Origin of the sequence: Parasphingopyxis algicola, from assembly GCF_013378075.1 — a bacterium.
GTDB classification, from domain to species: Bacteria; Pseudomonadota; Alphaproteobacteria; order Sphingomonadales; family Sphingomonadaceae; genus Parasphingopyxis; species Parasphingopyxis algicola.
The window spans coordinates 3,211,845-3,227,527 of the sequence record NZ_CP051131.1; the positions used below are offsets into that span (position 1 = coordinate 3,211,845).

At 57.8% G+C, this 15,683-nt stretch carries 13 protein-coding genes; 3 read left to right on the forward strand and 10 right to left on the reverse strand.

The genetic code is table 11. The annotated features are described in order from the left end of the window. Positions 1-5 precede the first annotated feature (5 nt). On the forward strand, positions 6-1,478 hold the full coding sequence (locus HFP57_RS15930; protein WP_176870704.1) for an aldehyde dehydrogenase family protein: 1,473 nt from the start codon (positions 6-8) through the stop codon (positions 1,476-1,478). 102 nt (positions 1,479-1,580) lie between these two features. Here the strand turns inward: HFP57_RS15930 and HFP57_RS15935 are convergent, their stop codons facing one another. The 5 genes from HFP57_RS15935 to HFP57_RS15955 all read right to left on the reverse strand — a co-directional run bounded on the left by HFP57_RS15935 (position 1,581) and on the right by HFP57_RS15955 (position 6,468). Then, positions 1,581-2,381, reverse strand: a complete 801-nt coding sequence (locus HFP57_RS15935) for a helix-turn-helix domain-containing protein (RefSeq protein ID WP_176870705.1) — start codon at positions 2,379-2,381, stop codon at positions 1,581-1,583. Positions 2,382-2,659: 278 nt separating this feature from the next. Continuing rightward, on the reverse strand, positions 2,660-3,334 hold the full coding sequence (locus HFP57_RS15940) for an isochorismatase family protein (protein ID WP_218135038.1): 675 nt from the start codon (positions 3,332-3,334) through the stop codon (positions 2,660-2,662). 239 nt (positions 3,335-3,573) lie between these two features. Further along, on the reverse strand, positions 3,574-4,485 hold the full coding sequence (locus HFP57_RS15945) for a polysaccharide deacetylase family protein (RefSeq protein WP_176870706.1): 912 nt from the start codon (positions 4,483-4,485) through the stop codon (positions 3,574-3,576). Between the two features lie 16 nt (positions 4,486-4,501). Further along, entirely contained in the window at positions 4,502-5,272 is a 771-nt protein-coding gene (locus tag HFP57_RS15950) for a maleate cis-trans isomerase family protein (RefSeq protein WP_176870707.1), read from the reverse strand. Then, complete coding sequence (locus HFP57_RS15955) at positions 5,269-6,468, reverse strand: FAD-dependent oxidoreductase (RefSeq protein ID WP_176870708.1); 1,200 nt, start codon at positions 6,466-6,468, stop codon at positions 5,269-5,271. Before HFP57_RS15955 ends, HFP57_RS15950 begins: the two co-directional genes overlap by 4 nt. Positions 6,469-6,772: 304 nt before the next feature. Between HFP57_RS15955 and HFP57_RS15960 the strand changes: the two genes are divergently transcribed. Further along, entirely contained in the window at positions 6,773-7,615 is an 843-nt protein-coding gene (locus HFP57_RS15960) for an isocitrate lyase/PEP mutase family protein (protein ID WP_176870709.1), read from the forward strand. A 76-nt stretch (positions 7,616-7,691) separates the two neighbouring features. Here HFP57_RS15960 and HFP57_RS15965 read toward each other — a convergent pair whose 3' ends face one another. Genes HFP57_RS15965 through HFP57_RS15980 form a run of 4 tightly spaced genes read right to left on the reverse strand, consistent with a single transcriptional unit; the run spans position 7,692 to position 13,264 of the window. After that, positions 7,692-8,180, reverse strand: coding sequence for a cupin domain-containing protein (locus tag HFP57_RS15965; RefSeq protein ID WP_176870710.1), 489 nt, complete (start codon positions 8,178-8,180; stop codon positions 7,692-7,694). Positions 8,181-8,190: 10 nt separating this feature from the next. Further along, positions 8,191-8,979: an alpha/beta fold hydrolase gene (locus HFP57_RS15970; protein ID WP_176870711.1), complete on the reverse strand. Its 789-nt coding sequence runs from the start codon at positions 8,977-8,979 to the stop codon at positions 8,191-8,193. Between the two features lie 5 nt (positions 8,980-8,984). Then, on the reverse strand, positions 8,985-11,336 hold the full coding sequence (locus tag HFP57_RS15975) for a transketolase (RefSeq protein ID WP_176870712.1): 2,352 nt from the start codon (positions 11,334-11,336) through the stop codon (positions 8,985-8,987). After that, the gene (locus HFP57_RS15980; protein WP_246263202.1) at positions 11,333-13,264 is read right to left on the reverse strand and encodes an AMP-binding protein; all 1,932 of its coding nucleotides are present in this window, start codon (positions 13,262-13,264) and stop codon (positions 11,333-11,335) included. The genes HFP57_RS15975 and HFP57_RS15980 overlap by 4 nt, the downstream gene beginning before the upstream one ends. Before the next feature lie 131 nt (positions 13,265-13,395). Between HFP57_RS15980 and HFP57_RS15985 the strand changes: the two genes are divergently transcribed. Then, entirely contained in the window at positions 13,396-14,130 is a 735-nt protein-coding gene (locus tag HFP57_RS15985) for a hypothetical protein (RefSeq protein WP_176870713.1), read from the forward strand. On the opposite strand, the gene HFP57_RS15990 is transcribed toward HFP57_RS15985, so the two are convergent. After that, entirely contained in the window at positions 14,105-15,421 is a 1,317-nt protein-coding gene (locus HFP57_RS15990; RefSeq protein WP_176870714.1) for a cytosine permease, read from the reverse strand. The genes HFP57_RS15985 and HFP57_RS15990 overlap by 26 nt on opposite strands. Positions 15,422-15,683: the final 262 nt, after the last annotated feature.

Consider the following 15,683-nt stretch of genomic DNA (forward strand, 5'->3'; position numbering starts at 1 on the left):
ATTACATGACAAAGGAAGCCGAGAACCTCTACGCGACGGCGCCGGGCGATCGGCCGGCTTGGTTGGCGCAGCTCGACCTCCAAATGACCATCGATGGCGAGGATGCACCCGCCAACGCCAGGAGCAGTCTGACGGATCCGTGCACCGAGGAGCCCCTGGCTACCTATCCTGACGCCGAAATGGCCCATGTCGATCGATCGGTCGAAGCGGCCAAGCGGGCCTTTCGGAACTGGTCGCAAACCGGCTGGGACGAACGCCGTGAAGCGTTGGACAGCCTCGCCAAAGCGATAGGGGAAAATCATGCGGAGCTGGCGATATTGCTCGCATGCGAAACAGGGAGGCCGTTGCGCAAGGCGTGGCACGAAATTCACTTTTCCGTCGAATTTGTCCGCATGATCGCCGGAGTAAAGCTGCCTGCCAGGCGGTTCGACCAACCGGGCCGGGAAATTGAACTCACACATCGCCCACTCGGCGTGTCGGGTGCGATTGCGCCATGGAATGCCCCTGTTATTCTGGGCATTGCCAAGGTGGCCAATGCTCTGCTGGCGGGCGATACCGTGGTGCTTCGCCCATCACCTTTCACACCATTGACCGCACTCTATCTCGGTCGATTGGGGCGCAGCGTTCTTCCGCCGGGCGTCTTCAATGTGATTACCGGAGACGCCTCGATTGGCGCGGCGCTGACGGTGCATCCCGATGTTGCGAAAATCTCCTTCACCGGATCAACGGCGACTGGCCGTCGGATCGCCGCCGCCGCGGCCCCGCAGTTGAAGCGTCTCACCCTTGAACTCGGCGGCAACGATGCTGCAATTGTGCTGAAGGATGCAGATGTTGAGGCCTTTGCAGACAAGGTCTTCGAGATCTCGCTTGGCAATGCAGGTCACTTCTGTTCCGCCGCAAAGCGACTTTATATTCATAGCGATGTTTTCGCTGACGTGCGCGACGCGCTGATGGCCAAGGCCGAGGCTGTTGTTTGCGGCGACAATTTCGATCCGTCCACAACCATGACGCCGGTCCAGAACCGCCCGCAGTTTGACCGGATCTGGTCGGTTATCGATGATGCCGTCGCGCATGGCGGACGCGTCGTGACAGGCGCGGCTCGAGAAGCAGGCCCGGGTCTTTTCATTACCCCGACACTCTTCGAAGACATCTCGCATGGCACAATGCTGGTTGATGAAGAGCAATTCGGGCCGGTGTTGCCGCTGATTCCGTTCGACGATCTTGAGGATGCCGTCGCCATGGCCAATGACAGCGAATATGGACTGGGCGGATCGATATGGAGTTCAGACCTGGATCAGGCGACAGAGTGGGCTAACCGCCTCGAAACGGGCTCGGCCTGGATCAACGATCACGGTTCCTTCTCTGCTTCCGTCCCCATGCCATCTGCGAAGCAATCGGGCATTGGCACAGATTACGCCCATTTCGGCGTGGCCGAACATTCTCGCTTGATGATCTTGAACCGAAAAGTGTCAGATTAGCCGCGCCGGACGAGCAATCGTGCGACGTGCCGGTCCTCAATTCGCTGCGGCCCGCGGAAACTGCCGGATCTCATTCATGGAGTATTGGAGCCGGGTTACTTGTCAGGCTGCAATTTCTCCGTCTTTTTCGAAGCCCAATTCTCTCCCGATAGCCGTCGCCGCGTTTTTCAATGACGGCAGATATTGCTCGAGTGCCACGTCCAGATTCAGGGAGTTAGCGAAACATATGATGACCAGTGAGGCCACTATCTTCCCGTCATGCAATACGGGCACGGCGATCGACGAAGTGCGGCCGGGCGTCGTCGTGAACTGATTGTGCCCGCTGACGAGATATCCCGCAGACCGGATTTCCTCTGCCCGTATCCCCAATCTCATATTTTCGGCGATCACGGGATTATAGGCGACACCAGATTCCGGGAGCGCAGCGAGAAGCTGTTCGCGTTCCCGATCATCGCAGTGGGCGAGGTAAACCTGACCCGAGGCGCAATCGAGTATCGGAAAGGATGCGCCGGGATAATAGGTATCGAAAGTGAGCGGCGAGATTGCGTGCGTGCAGTCCCGAACCACCATCATCTCGCCCACCCGGGTTACGAGCGAAACCGGCCAGTGCAGATTCCGAGTGAGTTCCTCCATATGAGGACGCGCGACCTCGACGAGGCCACTGTGATCTTGGAATCCATGGGCCAGAGTCTGCACCAAAGCGGTGGGCCGGTACCGTTTCCGGTCCGGCTCCCTCTCAAGATAGTTTTCAGAGATCAGCGTTTGAACTATTCGATTGGCAGTGGGGTAAGGGACGCCGGCTTGCTTCGAGATTTCCATCATCGTCAGCGAACCGTAATGGTTGATCACGCGGAGCACATCGAGTGCGCGTTTGACAGATCGTATCGGAACACCTTTGGACATGCCCGTCTCCTCGACTCTCGCCCAAGCTTCCCTTTTTGGCCGAAACTGCGGATAACCGTCTCGAAGCGACCACCAAGGGACGAGCCAGTATAGTAATTGTCGAGTAACGAGCAAAATCGGGGGCATCTTTATCCGCTGTGCGGATATACCGTCGCGGCGATAAGCGGGGGCAATATGCATTGCACTTGCCAATCTGCACTACGATCAACGTTGACTGGGTACTCGGCCTTGGGAGGTTATATCTCTCGACCGTGCCCGGATAATGAGAGATGCTGTCGCTATTGGGATTGTAGCCAATCGATCACGGCGGAGACCGGTATGACGTCGGCATATTTCAGTTGAAGATCGGTCAGATTGGCGAAGTGCGGCGATTCATGTTTATCGGCCGTCGTTTCCAACGGTACGATTGTCCGATAGCCATGGCTGAGGGCATCGACGGCGGTGGCTCGGACGCATCCCGATGTCGACCCGCCCGTAACAATCACCGTGTCTACGCTGTGCCAGACAAGGTAGCTTGCCAACGGCGTTTCGAAAAATGCGCTGGGCATGCGTTTCGTGAATTGAAGATCGTCGGTATCGATGTCGCAGCGCGGATCGAACTGGTGCCGCTCGCTATCATATTTTATATTCTGCAGGCTATCTACGGTGTCGCTTCTTGTCCCCCAGACGCCACAATCGCCGCCATCCGCCTTATAGGCCACGCGGCTCCAGATGACCGGCATATTGATACGCCTTGCCAGCTGTGAGATTTGATTGACGTAATCGATTTGATTCGGATCCGTTTCGTAGGCAGTTTTGAACTTGTCGAGTTGCGTATAGGCCTGCTGAATATCGACGTTCACGATGGCGGCTTTTTTGCCGAATCCAAATCTTGACCGGGTTTCGTCTCTCAAAACCTCCTCAAAATATTCGCGCGCTGTCTTATGTTCTTCGATCATTTTCGTACCAAGCATGCCACTTTCCCCCTCCGAAGGCTGATGCCAAAACGCTGTCACGACTGGCTGTCGCTGTCCATTCGGCCGACATCACATGTCGCTGGGCGAATATCCGCGGGCGGATTTCAATAAGAAAATGGCGGAATTCGCGCGCCGTTGATCGTCTTGCGCGGCAGCCGTGAGTGCGCGGGCGGCGTTCGATCTCACTCGGCTGTATGATGATTAATCGTCGACTTTAGGATTCCAGGTCGGACGCGTTAGATTTGGCCCGGGAAATGCGCCTCGTGGTTCTGTGCATACCAATCGGCGATTTCCTCGCGCCGGGGCCACCAAACTGCATCGTGCTTTTGGGCATGCTCGATGAATTCGCGGATTGCTCTTATCCGATGCGCGCGGCCAGAGACATGGGGGTGTAGGCCAATGTTCATAATGCGCGCAGTGTGCTCTCCTTCGGCATATAGGACATCGAACTCTTCAATCAGCTGGTCGCGATATTGATCGGTCGTCAACGCCTGCCGGGTTACCATAGTAAAATCGTTGATGACGTTGGAATAGGGGATGCCGATGATCGGCCCCGCATCCGTCCCGATCATGAAGGGCTGATCATCATTCATGATATCGCAGTAGAATTTAAACCCTTGCTCTGCGAGGATGCCGGCCGTGTTGAGCGTGCCTCGAAGCGACGAAGACAGCCATCCTACGGGTCGTTTACCGACATGTTTTTCGTAAATAGCGATCGACCGAAGGATGATGTCGCGTTCGGCCTTCTTATCGTGCGCAACGGCGGTCAAAAGCTCTCCTTGCTCATAATTGTGAGCAAGCAACTCCCACCCCCTTTCGAGTATGGCGTCCGTCATTGCCTTGCGTCGCTCAAACGTAACCGCATTGGTAGCGCAGCTAGCCGCGATGCCCATTTCGTCGAACAGGTCGATCAACCGCCAAACGCCGACCCGCTGGCCATATTCGCGCCAAGTGTAATTGGGGAAGTCGGGCGTATTACCCGGCAAGATATCGGGCAGTATAGAAGGACCACCCGCATAGTAGGGTGTGTTCGTGTTTTTTACCAAGTCCCAGGTTTCGAGGTTGAACGTGAAGACTAACGCCAGTTGTTTGCCGTCTGGCCAATGTATCGGTTGCCGGTGGGGCATGGGGACATAGGGATAGTCCAAAATCGGTGTCACTTTCTCAGTATGATTGCATTAGCGTGCCGAAACCGTCGACCTGATCGGTAATGCCATTTTGTCGCAATGCATTCCAATAGGTGGCGGTGTTTATCGCGATGACCGGTTTGCCGAGATACATCTCGGCGGCTGCCGCCAAGCGGATCATCGACAGATTGGTTCCCACCTGGACCAGCGCGTCGATATCGTCACCATCGAGTTTTCTGAGTTCCTTCCGCAGCGTGGCGGTGTCGACCTGTGCGATTGACGTCCAGCTTGGGCAGCGCAAGCATGTGTCGCGTACAACCTCCACGTCATGATCGGTCATGTAACGGGCGACTTCCGCGTTGGCTGATGGATAATATGGCGAGAGTACCGCGATACGGGAGATCCCGCCATAAGCTCTGAACGCTTCAATGAGTGATTGCGAGCCGGTACAAAGTTTGAGCTCGGCCGCGTCCTCGATCCTCTCACGCCAGGCCTTGGCGCCCTTCGCACCGCCATAAAAAGTGACGGCAGACATTCCCATGACCAGATAGTCGGGCTTGCAGGTGAGCACTCCCTTCACCGCATCAATCGTATTGCGCGATATTTCTTGCGTGCCTGCCATAAAGGTTTCGTCGGAGATGGCTTCGGCATCTTGTACGAGGATGCGACTGTAATGGTTCGTCACGCCGCGCGGGCGCAAATCGTCGAAATCCGGCTGGACGATCGTGTTGGTCGAAGGGCCGATCACCCCGAGCAGGCGGCGATATCCGCGCGCATTGATTGCAGATCCGCTGGTTTGATCGCTCATGCGCGTTCTGCCTCCAGGCTTTCGATCATCGCCTGTTGGAGGAGGAATTGGCGCCGTCTGGCCGGGTCGTTTCTGATCTCCCGCATTTCCCTCTTTCGTTGCTCATGCGCGGCTTCTTGCCCACCGGACATATATCGCATGTTCTCCTTCGTCCGCTTCTGGATGAAATGGTGGGTCGTCTTCTTTCTCTGCTCGGCGAAGGTTTCGAGGGCCGTGTCCGCGTCCTCACGGCCCTTATAGATTCTGATCAGCTTGTCGGTCAGGTTGAAGGCATCATGTATGCCGCTGTTCATCCCGAATCCGCCCAAAGGATTGTTCAGATGCGCCGCGTCCCCGATGATTACGACGCGGCCGTGAAGGAACTCCTTGGCCACCCTTTGGTGTACCTGATAGATCGTGCGATGACGCGTTGTTACCGATCCGCCCTTGTCGATCAGTCGTTCGAATACTTGCGTCGTCCGCTCGTCCGAAAGAATCTCCTCGTCGCTCAGCAGCGCGGGTGCCGGTACCAGTATCCGCCAGATACCCGGGACTTTGAGCAAGACCATCCATTCTTCCGGATCCGACAGGTAGTTAACGTAGCACAGATTCTCGATATGCTTTTCGATCGGTTCTGGCGTGGTGTAGCAGACGAATTTCTCGTTGTACGTGAAGCCGTGGAACTCGACCCCAAGCCATTTACGAATAATGCTGTTCGCACCGTCTGCACCAATCAGATAATCCGCTCGGATTTGAGCGATATCGACTGGAGTCTCGGCGAAAACATCCACTCCGTCGCAATCTTGATGAAATCCGACGACGCGATGGTTGAAGGCCACCTGCGCGACCGGCGTATCGCGGACGAGGCGGGAGAGCATTCGTGACAGGTGGTATTGTTCGCACTGAATCCGATATGGATAGCGAGTGGCATCGGCAATTTCGCCCATATCGAACTCGATAACTTCGCCAGATCTGCGTTCGCGAAAGTGGTAGATAGGCGCTTTCAGGCCGCGTTCGATGAGCTTTTCGGTGACGCCGAAACTGTCCAGCATTTCCAGTGTCGGCGGATGAAAAGTGGAAGCACGGAGGTCCGGCGCGCAATCCGAGCCCGATTCGAGCAAGAACACGTCAATACCTTTTCGTGCGAGTGCATACGCCGCGACAGTCCCTACCGGCCCGGCGCCAGCTATCGCGACTTGCGTGATATGTTGTTTCACTTTGACCTAACTCCAAGGGACATCCATGTTTGAAACCTAGATATCTTCACTCTTCAGGCTCAAAGAATTCTGCGGCCTCGTCGCCTTGCGAAAAAGGATGCGCCAAAAACCTGTATTCGTTCGGGATTGCTTCGAATCTGTCCGTCTCGCGGATAACGAGAGAGAGTTTGATCCGCCGGCACGTCATCAGATCGCCGGCCTCGCGCCGCCTGTTCTGTTCGAGATACGATCGGCAACTATTTGCCCATCGTGTCCGCAGCGATCAGCGGCTATTCGGCTCGCACCATCAGCGAAGGGAAATTCCATGCTCAGCCCGAGTCCCACCAGCAATCTCCGCGACCGCATCACGGCCCCCGAAATCCTGGTCACCCCCGGAGTATATGATGCGTTCAGTGCGTACCGGGCCGAAGTTGCGGGTTTCGAGGCGGTGTTCGTTTCAGGCTCGGCGCTCGCTGCAACCCATCTGGGGCGACCGGATATCGGGCTCCTGGATGCCTCGGAATTATCGGTAATTGTCGCGCGGATCGCGGAACGCGTGACGATCCCGATCTTCGTCGACGCCGATCAAGGCTTCGGCAACAGCTACGCCGTCGCGCGCTGCGTTGCGATGCTGGAACGGGCGGGCGCAGCCGGGATCCAGATCGAGGATCAGCAGGAAATCAAGCCGGCTTCGGCGCCGCTCTCGCGACCGCTGATCTCCTTGCAAATAATGACCGACAAGATCCACGCTGCGCTTGATGCGCGGCGCGACCGGTCCCTGATGATCTCGGCCCGGACCGACGCGATGAGTAGCGCTGGTTTAGGTGAAGCGCTTGAACGAACCGATGCGTTCATTGAGGCTGGGGCCGACATGGTCTTCGCCGAGTCCATCTCACGCAAGCGCGACATGGAGCAGCTTGTTCGAACGGTGGCAGGGCGCGTTCCAATCCTGCATAATCTCCTGAGGGAAGGAGACGATGTATCGAGCGCGGCCGAACTGACCGAACTGGGCTACAGCGTCGCGCTGTTCCCGGGTGTTGCATTGGGCGCCGTCGGTGCCGCTCTGGATAATGTTTTTGCGGCGCTGCGATCAGATCCATCGACCGGCAAGTCGGCGCCGGATCGCATCGATGGTGCCGCTTTCCTGGCCGACCGATCGGCGCGTTGACACATCCTCACCGGCTGTTTCGCCAACACGCGCTCATGGAAAGGCAATCGTCTTTTAGGGACGAGGGCAGCCCTTCTCAGTCCTTGGCTCTCGGTGGCAGGAAGCGCATTTGCGCCATGACCTCTTCGACATTGTCCGGCCGATCGAAGGCTTCGGGCATGGTATCACCTGGTTTGCGTTCACGCCCGATTGCCTCGAACCAGTTTTCCAAACCCGGCGGGAAGAACACCCAGAACATCCGCATGTCGTCGGTGCCGGTGTTTTCGATCCGGTGGACGGCATTCCGCGAGAACAACACGGTCGAGCCCGGCGTTATTTTCGTGACTTCGCCGTTAATTTCGACGATTCCCTCTCCCTCGTATACGAATACGAGTTCGTGGTTCTGTATATGCCCATGTTCACGCACCTCGCACCCCGGGGGCAAGACCTGGATACCGCTGGAAAAAGTATCATAAGGCATGTTTTCGGGTGTCAGATTCACCGTCACATAACCCCGCGAGGGGAGCGGCTGCCATAGCGAACGGCCTTCATCGGGTCCGACTATACACGATTCAATCCGGTCCATCACAACCTCCTTACTGGTTCAAGAATGCGCCGACGCGCACATTATATTCGCGAGCCGCGGTTATCGCACAGAAATGGCCCCCACGATCGAGCAGGTGAAGTTCGGCGCTGGGAATGCGGGCGGCCAGCTCCTCCGTAAAGCCTGGCGGTGTGATCTGATCGTCCCGCGCTCCAATGCACAAAGTAGGCGCGCTGATTTTTCTGAGCCCGTCGCGTTGATCATGCCCCATCACGGCGGCGATCCGCGAAAGCTCCACATCCATTCCCGGAAACTCTGCAAGACGATCTGCGACAATATCTTCACCCGATCGCATTACGGGTTGGAGGTAGCTTGATGGCATGGCCAAGAACGTACCGTGGGCCAGATAGGCCTCCGGCCCGGAATCTTGCAAAATTGCCTTACGATTGCTGAACAGTGCGCTGAAATATTGGTCTGGTCCGGCCCAGCTACAGCTCAAGACCAACCTCTCAATTCGATTCGGGTGGTGTATTGCTATGTATTGGCCAATTGCGCCTCCGGTAGAGTGGCCGACCAAATCGATGCTCTGGAGTCCGAGGGCATCGATCAAAGCCAATATGTCCGAAGCCATATGATCTATGCCCGTCACGCATTTGCCGCGTGTACTGGAGCCGCATCCGCGGTGATCGGGTACGATCAGGCGATGGGTCTGCGCGAATGCCTCGACTTGGTTTCGCCAGAAAGCCCCCCGGCCGCCCAATCCCGCGAGGAGCAGGAGCGGGGGACCGATCCCCGAAATTTCGACATGCAGCTCCGCATCTCCCACGTCGATCTTGTGCACCTCCGTCATAGCGTGCGGAACAGCGACAGTGCGGCGTTGGCCACGGCCGCACCGTCAAGCCCATACTCACGATAGAGATCCGGCAAATTACCGGTCTGCCCAAACCGGTCTACGCCAAGCGGCGCGACCTTCTGACCATGTACCGCGCCCAGCCAGGACAGCGCGCTGGGCGAGCCGTCCAACAGCGTCACGAGCTTTCCATCGCGCCCTAGTGGGGCAAGGAGATTTTCGACATGAGAGGGACGGGGCGTTTTGCCGCGTGAGCGGGCCGCCACTGCCATCGACCATTCGCGGTGCAACAGATCTGGCGAGGTGATCACGAGCAGTCCCACTCCGGGCCGCAGTTCCATGATCCGGTTCCAGCCGTCGATCGCCTCGGGCGCCATCGCGCCCATGAATATGATCGCTTCCGTACCCTTCGGTTCGTGAAGCCAATAGCCGCCGCTGAGCATCTCCTGTCGCCAGCCCGCATCATTTCGCCCGGCCTGTTCTATCGATCTGGTCGACAGGCGCAGATAGACCGAGCCGCCGTTCGGCGCCTGCATATATTCGAAAGACCATTGCATGATTGCGGCCAATTCGTCGGCGAATGCGGGCTCGAAAGCGGTAAGGCCGGGTTGGCCCATTCCTATCAAGGGCGGATTGATCGACTGGTGCGCTCCGCCTTCCGGTCCGAGCGTCAGTCCCGACGGCGTTGCTACGAGCAGGAACCGTGCATCCTGATAGCAGCCATAATTCAGAGCATCGAGGCCGCGGGCGATAAAGGGATCGTAGACCGTTCCGATCGGCAAGATCCTTTGACCGAACAGGGGCGCGGACAGCCCCGCCGCGGCGAGCATCAGAAAGAGGTTTGTTTCCGCGATGCCGAGCTCGATATGCTGCCCGGCTTGATCTCCACCCCACTTTTGCGCGGAAGGTATCTTTGCGGCTCGAAAAACGTCGGCCAGTTCGTCACGGCGGAACAAACCTCGGCGATTGACCCACGGACCGAGATTGGTGGAAACGGTCACGTCCGGGGAGGTGGTGACGATCCTATCGGCAAGTGGTTCGTCCGATTTTGCGAGTTCGTGCAAGATTTTGCCGAAGGCGACCTGCGTCGAGATCGCGCGTTCCTTCGGTGCCGTGATCGCCGGTACCGGGATAACGTTCTCTTCGGTTCCGCACTGACGGCGGAAGGCCGCCGCTTCGACGAATGCCTTCAGGCTGGCGGATGCATTAGCACCGATGCCGGCAAATGGCTCCCATTCCTCACCTTCGCCGATTCCCATATCCTCGCGCAGGCCTTGAATCTGTGCGGCAGTCATCATGCCAGCATGATTGTCCTTGTGCCCTGCGAAGGGCAGGCCGTAGCCCTTGACCGTGTAGGCAATGAATAAGGTGGGCATGTCATCTTGCGCCGAGGCGAACGCATCGGCCAGCGTCTCGGCGCAATGACCGCCGAGATTGGTCATGAGATGGGCCAGTTCCTCGGCATCATAGTCATTGACCAGCGCCACGGCCTCGCTGTTGTTGGCAAGGTCGCTGACGAGGCGCTCGCGCCATGCTTCGCCCCCCTGATAGGTGAGAGCCGCGAAATCGGCATTGCCGCACTCATCGATCCAGCGTTGCAAACTTCGGCCGCCCGGCTTTTTAAAAGCCGCCAACTGCGCCTTGCCGTATTTCAACGTTACGACACGCCAGCCGCAGGTTTCGAAGATATCGTCGAAACGACGGAACATCCGGTCCGCGGTCGTGGCGTCCAGGCTCTGCCGATTATAATCGATGATCCACCAGCAATTGCGAATGTCGTGTTTATACGCCTCGATCAGGCACTCGTAGATATTACCCTCGTCGAGCTCAGCGTCGCCCATAAGCGCAATCATCCGCCCGGTATCTTCCATTGCCATCAGCTTGTGTGCGAGCAGAAAATCTTGAACGAGGCTGGCAAAGGCGGTGATAGCGACGCCGAGACCGACAGAGCCGGTCGAGAAATCGACCGGGATGCTGTCCTTGGTTCGGGACGGATAGCTTTGCGCGCCGCCAAAGCCACGAAATCTCTCCAGCTGCTCTCGCGATTGTTCGCCGAGGAGATAGTGGATCGCATGCAAAAGCGGTCCTGCATGAGGCTTGACCGCAACCTTGTCATTGGGGCCGAGGGCCGTGAAATAGAGCGCCGCCATGATCGTGGAAATCGATGCGCATGACGCCTGGTGCCCGCCGACTTTCAGACCGTCGGCATTCTCGCGGAGATTGTTGGCATGATGGATTGTCCAGGACGACAGCCAGCGCAGACGCGCGTCGAGCAATTCCAAAAGCTCGGCAGCATCGGACCTGTCAATGACGGTATCTTCAGGGTTTAGCACGGCTTGCCGGGTCATGGGACTGCGAACATCTGGTAATAGTCGTCGAGCACTTGGGGATCCTCGATCGTCGCGGGAACGGAAGGGGTATGCCCGTCGGCGATTTGCCGAATTGTGCGGCGCAGGATCTTGCCGGAACGGGTCTTGGGCAGCCGGTCGACTATGTGCACGATCTTGAACGAGGCCACCGGCCCGATTTCGCTGCGCATCGCCGCGACGAGTTCGGCTCGCAGATCTTCGGCTTCAAATGTGTTGCCAGCCTTGAATACGACGAAGCCTTGCGGAATTTCGCCCTTCAGTTCATCCGCAACGCCGACAACCGCGCACTCAGCGACGGCCGGATGTGCCGCCAAAACCTCTTCCATGGCGGCCGACGATAGACGATGCCCCGCAACGTTGATGACATCGTCAGTCCGACCCATGACATGGACATAGCCATCGCCGTCAATGAAACCCGCGTCTCCGCTCTGATAATAGCCGGGATAGTTCGCCAGATAGGCTTCCTGATACCGATCAGGCGCGTTCCACAGCGTGGGGGCCGCTCCCGGAGGAAGCGGCAGCTTTATCGCAAGCGCGCCGGTTTCATCCGGAGACACCTGGTATCCGCCTTCGTCGAGACATTGGACATTCCATCCAGGCAGCGCTGGTCCCGTCGATCCTGCCTTGATCGGCAAAACCTCGATTCCGATTGCGTTTGCGCAGATCGGCCAGCCGGTCTCGGTTTGCCACCAATGATCGATAACGGGAACATCGACCCTCTGGCCGAGCCAGTCGAGCGTGTCGGGATCGGTGCGCTCGCCGGCGAGGAAGATCGCGTTCAGCCCCGACAGATTGACGCTGGAAAGTAACTCTCCATCGGGGTCCGCTTGTTTGATCGCGCGAATTGCTGTGGGAGCGGTGAAGAAGGTGCGAACCTGGTGCTGGGCGATCGTCCGCCAGAAGACGCCCGCGTCCGGCGTGCCGACGGGCTTGCCCTCGAAAATTACCGTCGTGTTCCGGGCCAGTAGCGGACCGTAAACCATGTAGCTATGGCCAACTACCCAGCCGACATCGCTTGCCGCCCAATATGTCTCGCCTGCCGGGCAATCGTACACAGCGTCCATAGTCCAGGCCAAGGCGGTCAAATAACCGCCCGTATCACGGACGATTCCTTTCGGCTGGCCGGTCGTTCCCGAAGTGTAGAGGATGTAAAGGGGATGGGTCGCATCCACCGGAACGCAATCCGCAGGATCGGCGGCCTCGATCGCTTCATCCCAGTCCAGAAGATGCTGCGTCCCCTTTGTACCGCTCGAAAAGACCGCACGACACTCGTCGCGCTGCCAATACATCACCGCGTCAGGGGTATGGTCCGCTGCATTAAGTGCGGCATCGATTATCGGCTGGTACGGTATCGTCTTCGCAACTTCGATCCCGCATGAGGCGGAGATGATCACCTTGGGCTCCGCATCGTCGATCCGTGCGGCGAGTTCCGGGGCGGCGAAGCCTCCGAAAACGACAGAATGAACAGCTCCTATCCGCGCGCTCGCCAGCATGGCCACAACCGCTTCGGGGGAATTGGGCATGTAAATGAGCACGCGATCGCCGGCGCCGACGCCGTGTGCGCGAAGCGATCCTGCCAGCTTGGCAGTCAAGTCCTGCAATTGAGCATAGGTCAGCGTCCGCGAAGTTCCCGTTACGGGGCTCTCGAATTTGATCGCTGCCTGCTTGCCATGGCCGGCGACAACATGGCGATCTATGCAGTTCCAGGCGGCATTGATCTTTCCGCCTGGGAACCAAATCGGGATGGGTTTCGCGTCGCGATCCAGGACTGCGTTCCATTTTCGATCCCAGTCCAGGGCCTCCGCGCGGGCGGACCAGAAGCCTTCCGGATCTTTCGCTGCGGCATCCGCCAATTTTGCGCAGTTATACATTGTAAAACCATCGTTTGTCGTACCGGGACTGTCCATATCGATCGGTATTTTTATCAATCTGCGGTTATTATGCACGTGATCAATCGGGTTTCCTTCGGACTTGCGATACGCTCTCGGCGTGCCAATCCCAGATATCGGGCGATTGGTTGATCCGGGGCTAGAACTTCATGCGCACAGAAAAACCATGGACGAACAGCGACGATGTGCAGTGGCGGGGCGATCCGGATTTGCCGGTGCGAAGCAAGCTGCTCAACGGCACGCGCGGATCGGAAGCGACGACTTCGCTCATAGAGTCGCGACCGCGGCCCGCCGATTCTCGGCGAGGGCAGTATCATTCCGCTGACGAGGAGATATTCGTTCTGGGCGGGCGTTTCACCTTTGATGGCGCGCTCTGGTTCGAAAAGCGCGGTTATGCTTTCTATCCGAGAGGATGCGTGCACGGATCAAACGTATACATTCGCGAAGGTTACAGTCTTCTGCTCCGCTACGACGGACCTGCATCGCTCGAATGGGTGCAGGACCCGATGCAGAACGAGGCCTATTTCCCGGCTGACTGCGGCGCGTCAGGCGAGATTGTCGAGGTGCACAGTGTCCCCAACACCGGTGATGGCTCGATGGTCGAGGTGCATAGGTTGCGGCAAGATCGTGTGTCCGGCGGAGGGACTACACTCGTCGATGTCCGCGAAAATAAGAGTATTGAGCTCGCACTCGACAGTACGGGGTTTCTGGAACTGCTGCTGGTTGATGGGGAAGGACTGGAATCCGAGCATATTCAACTGCAACCCGGTAGCTACCGATACAGGAAAGCTGGTGGCTGCGCGGTCGTCATAAATGGATCGAGCCCGTTTTCAGTACTTGCCGTACATGGGGCAGAGCTTAAGGTTGATCGGATTGGAGACTAGGTCGCGTAGCATTCTCTATCGTGCGGAAAAGAAAGTAAGTGGCGATCGATACGGTCAGCCCAACCAGTGACTTGGCGATCCAGTCCGGTGCGATAAACGTTGATCCGGCACCCAACGCGTAGGCGGCGAATGCCGACCAGTTCCACTTTGGTAAGGCCGTCTCGCGCTTGGCTGTTTGGCGCCTGCCGAAAATATAGAATTCCACGAGGAGCGGGCCGATGACTGGTGGAGCCAGGCTGGCGAGCAGGTCGATCCAATAAACGAAGCGTTCATATATCCCGAGGCCGAGCAGTGTGCCAAGCAGGCCGCAAATCACAGTCATCGCCTTTTGGGGGCGATGGAATACGCTCGCCGTTTGAACCGCAGGTAGATACAGGTTCGTATCGCCCGTCGTCCACAAGGCGAAGCTCATCGCTATCACGCCGATGGTGCCGATCAGCGCACCCTGCGCGAGCATATAGGTGGTGAAATCATAGCTTCCCGATACGACTCCGCCCAGCGCGCCGAGGATTTGCAAGAACCATTGGGCGACGATCATCACGATGAACGGAATGGCGATCGCGACCCACGCTTTTTTGGCGAAGCGACTATATTCCGGCATGACGATAGCACCGACGATCCATGACCCAACGACGAGGTTGATTGCCTGCGGCAAAGTCAGCGGATCGGTGACCGCGTTGCGTTCGGACAAGGCGAGAAATCCCTCCCATCCCCCCGCCGCGGCAATGTTGATCGCTCCGGCATAAATGCCGACCAAAATAAGTATCACAGCCGCCGGAAGGCTGACGGCTTCTAATCCGCGCACGCCAAAATAGGTTGTCGCGGTGAACAGGAGGCCGGCAAAAATCGCGACAGCGTAGAATGCATTGCTCTCGAAGCTCTGGGTCCACGCGAAGCCGAAAGCGCCGACGACGATGCCCTGCCAGCAGATCGTCAGAAATGCGATGAAGAGCGCCGGGACCTTTGCGCCCTGAATGCCAAAAACATGCCGATAGAGAAGACCGCTGTTACAGCCGGTACGATAGCCGACATAAGCCACCGCAGCGCCAATCGCGAAATTGATCGTATTGCCGATCGCGGTTACCTTCAACAAATCGCCAAATGCCATTCCATTGCCCAGGGCACCGCCGACAATCAGGCCGGTAACCAGAAACCCCCATCCAAAAGCCAAGGTGAGGAGAGGGAGCGTATCGCGACGTTGGTCGGGCCGGAGCGGCGCGTGCGGGTTGTCGGCAGTCTCACTGCTTTGTTCATCGGAGAGCTGCCACCAAAGCTTGAGTTTCTCTTTCATCGACCTGCTCCCTCCAGCTCGGTCAAAGCGCTACGCTAACAGGAAGTATCCAGGCGACATGGCGCTGCCGCAATGATCGCTTTGCGAGAAACGGCAAGAAGACCATTCCCGGCGTCCCGCGTGCAGCTTATCGAAATGAGCCCATCGAGCAGCCGCACTGGCGTAATTGTGCCATTGATTGAGAGAGGGACCCGACAGGGTTGGAATTTCAAACTGCAAAGCCTCATTTCGGGGATTCGCGCGAGTAAGTCGTTGCGCTGGC

Bases quoted from the DNA above. Each gene is read 5' to 3' on its own strand.
- HFP57_RS15980 (WP_246263202.1), bottom strand. From the start codon at position 13,264: ATGGACAGTCCCGGTACGACAAACGATGGTTTTACAATGTATAACTGC.
- HFP57_RS15985 (WP_176870713.1), top strand. From the start codon at position 13,396: ATGCGCACAGAAAAACCATGGACGAACAGCGACGATGTGCAGTGGCGG.
- HFP57_RS15940 (WP_218135038.1), bottom strand. From the start codon at position 3,334: ATGCTTGGTACGAAAATGATCGAAGAACATAAGACAGCGCGCGAATAT.
- HFP57_RS15930 (WP_176870704.1), top strand. From the start codon at position 6: ATGACAAAGGAAGCCGAGAACCTCTACGCGACGGCGCCGGGCGATCGG.
- HFP57_RS15950 (WP_176870707.1), bottom strand. From the start codon at position 5,272: ATGAGCGATCAAACCAGCGGATCTGCAATCAATGCGCGCGGATATCGC.
- HFP57_RS15960 (WP_176870709.1), top strand. From the start codon at position 6,773: ATGCTCAGCCCGAGTCCCACCAGCAATCTCCGCGACCGCATCACGGCC.
- HFP57_RS15975 (WP_176870712.1), bottom strand. From the start codon at position 11,336: ATGACCCGGCAAGCCGTGCTAAACCCTGAAGATACCGTCATTGACAGG.
- HFP57_RS15935 (WP_176870705.1), bottom strand. From the start codon at position 2,381: ATGTCCAAAGGTGTTCCGATACGATCTGTCAAACGCGCACTCGATGTG.
- HFP57_RS15965 (WP_176870710.1), bottom strand. From the start codon at position 8,180: ATGGACCGGATTGAATCGTGTATAGTCGGACCCGATGAAGGCCGTTCG.
- HFP57_RS15990 (WP_176870714.1), bottom strand. From the start codon at position 15,421: ATGAAAGAGAAACTCAAGCTTTGGTGGCAGCTCTCCGATGAACAAAGC.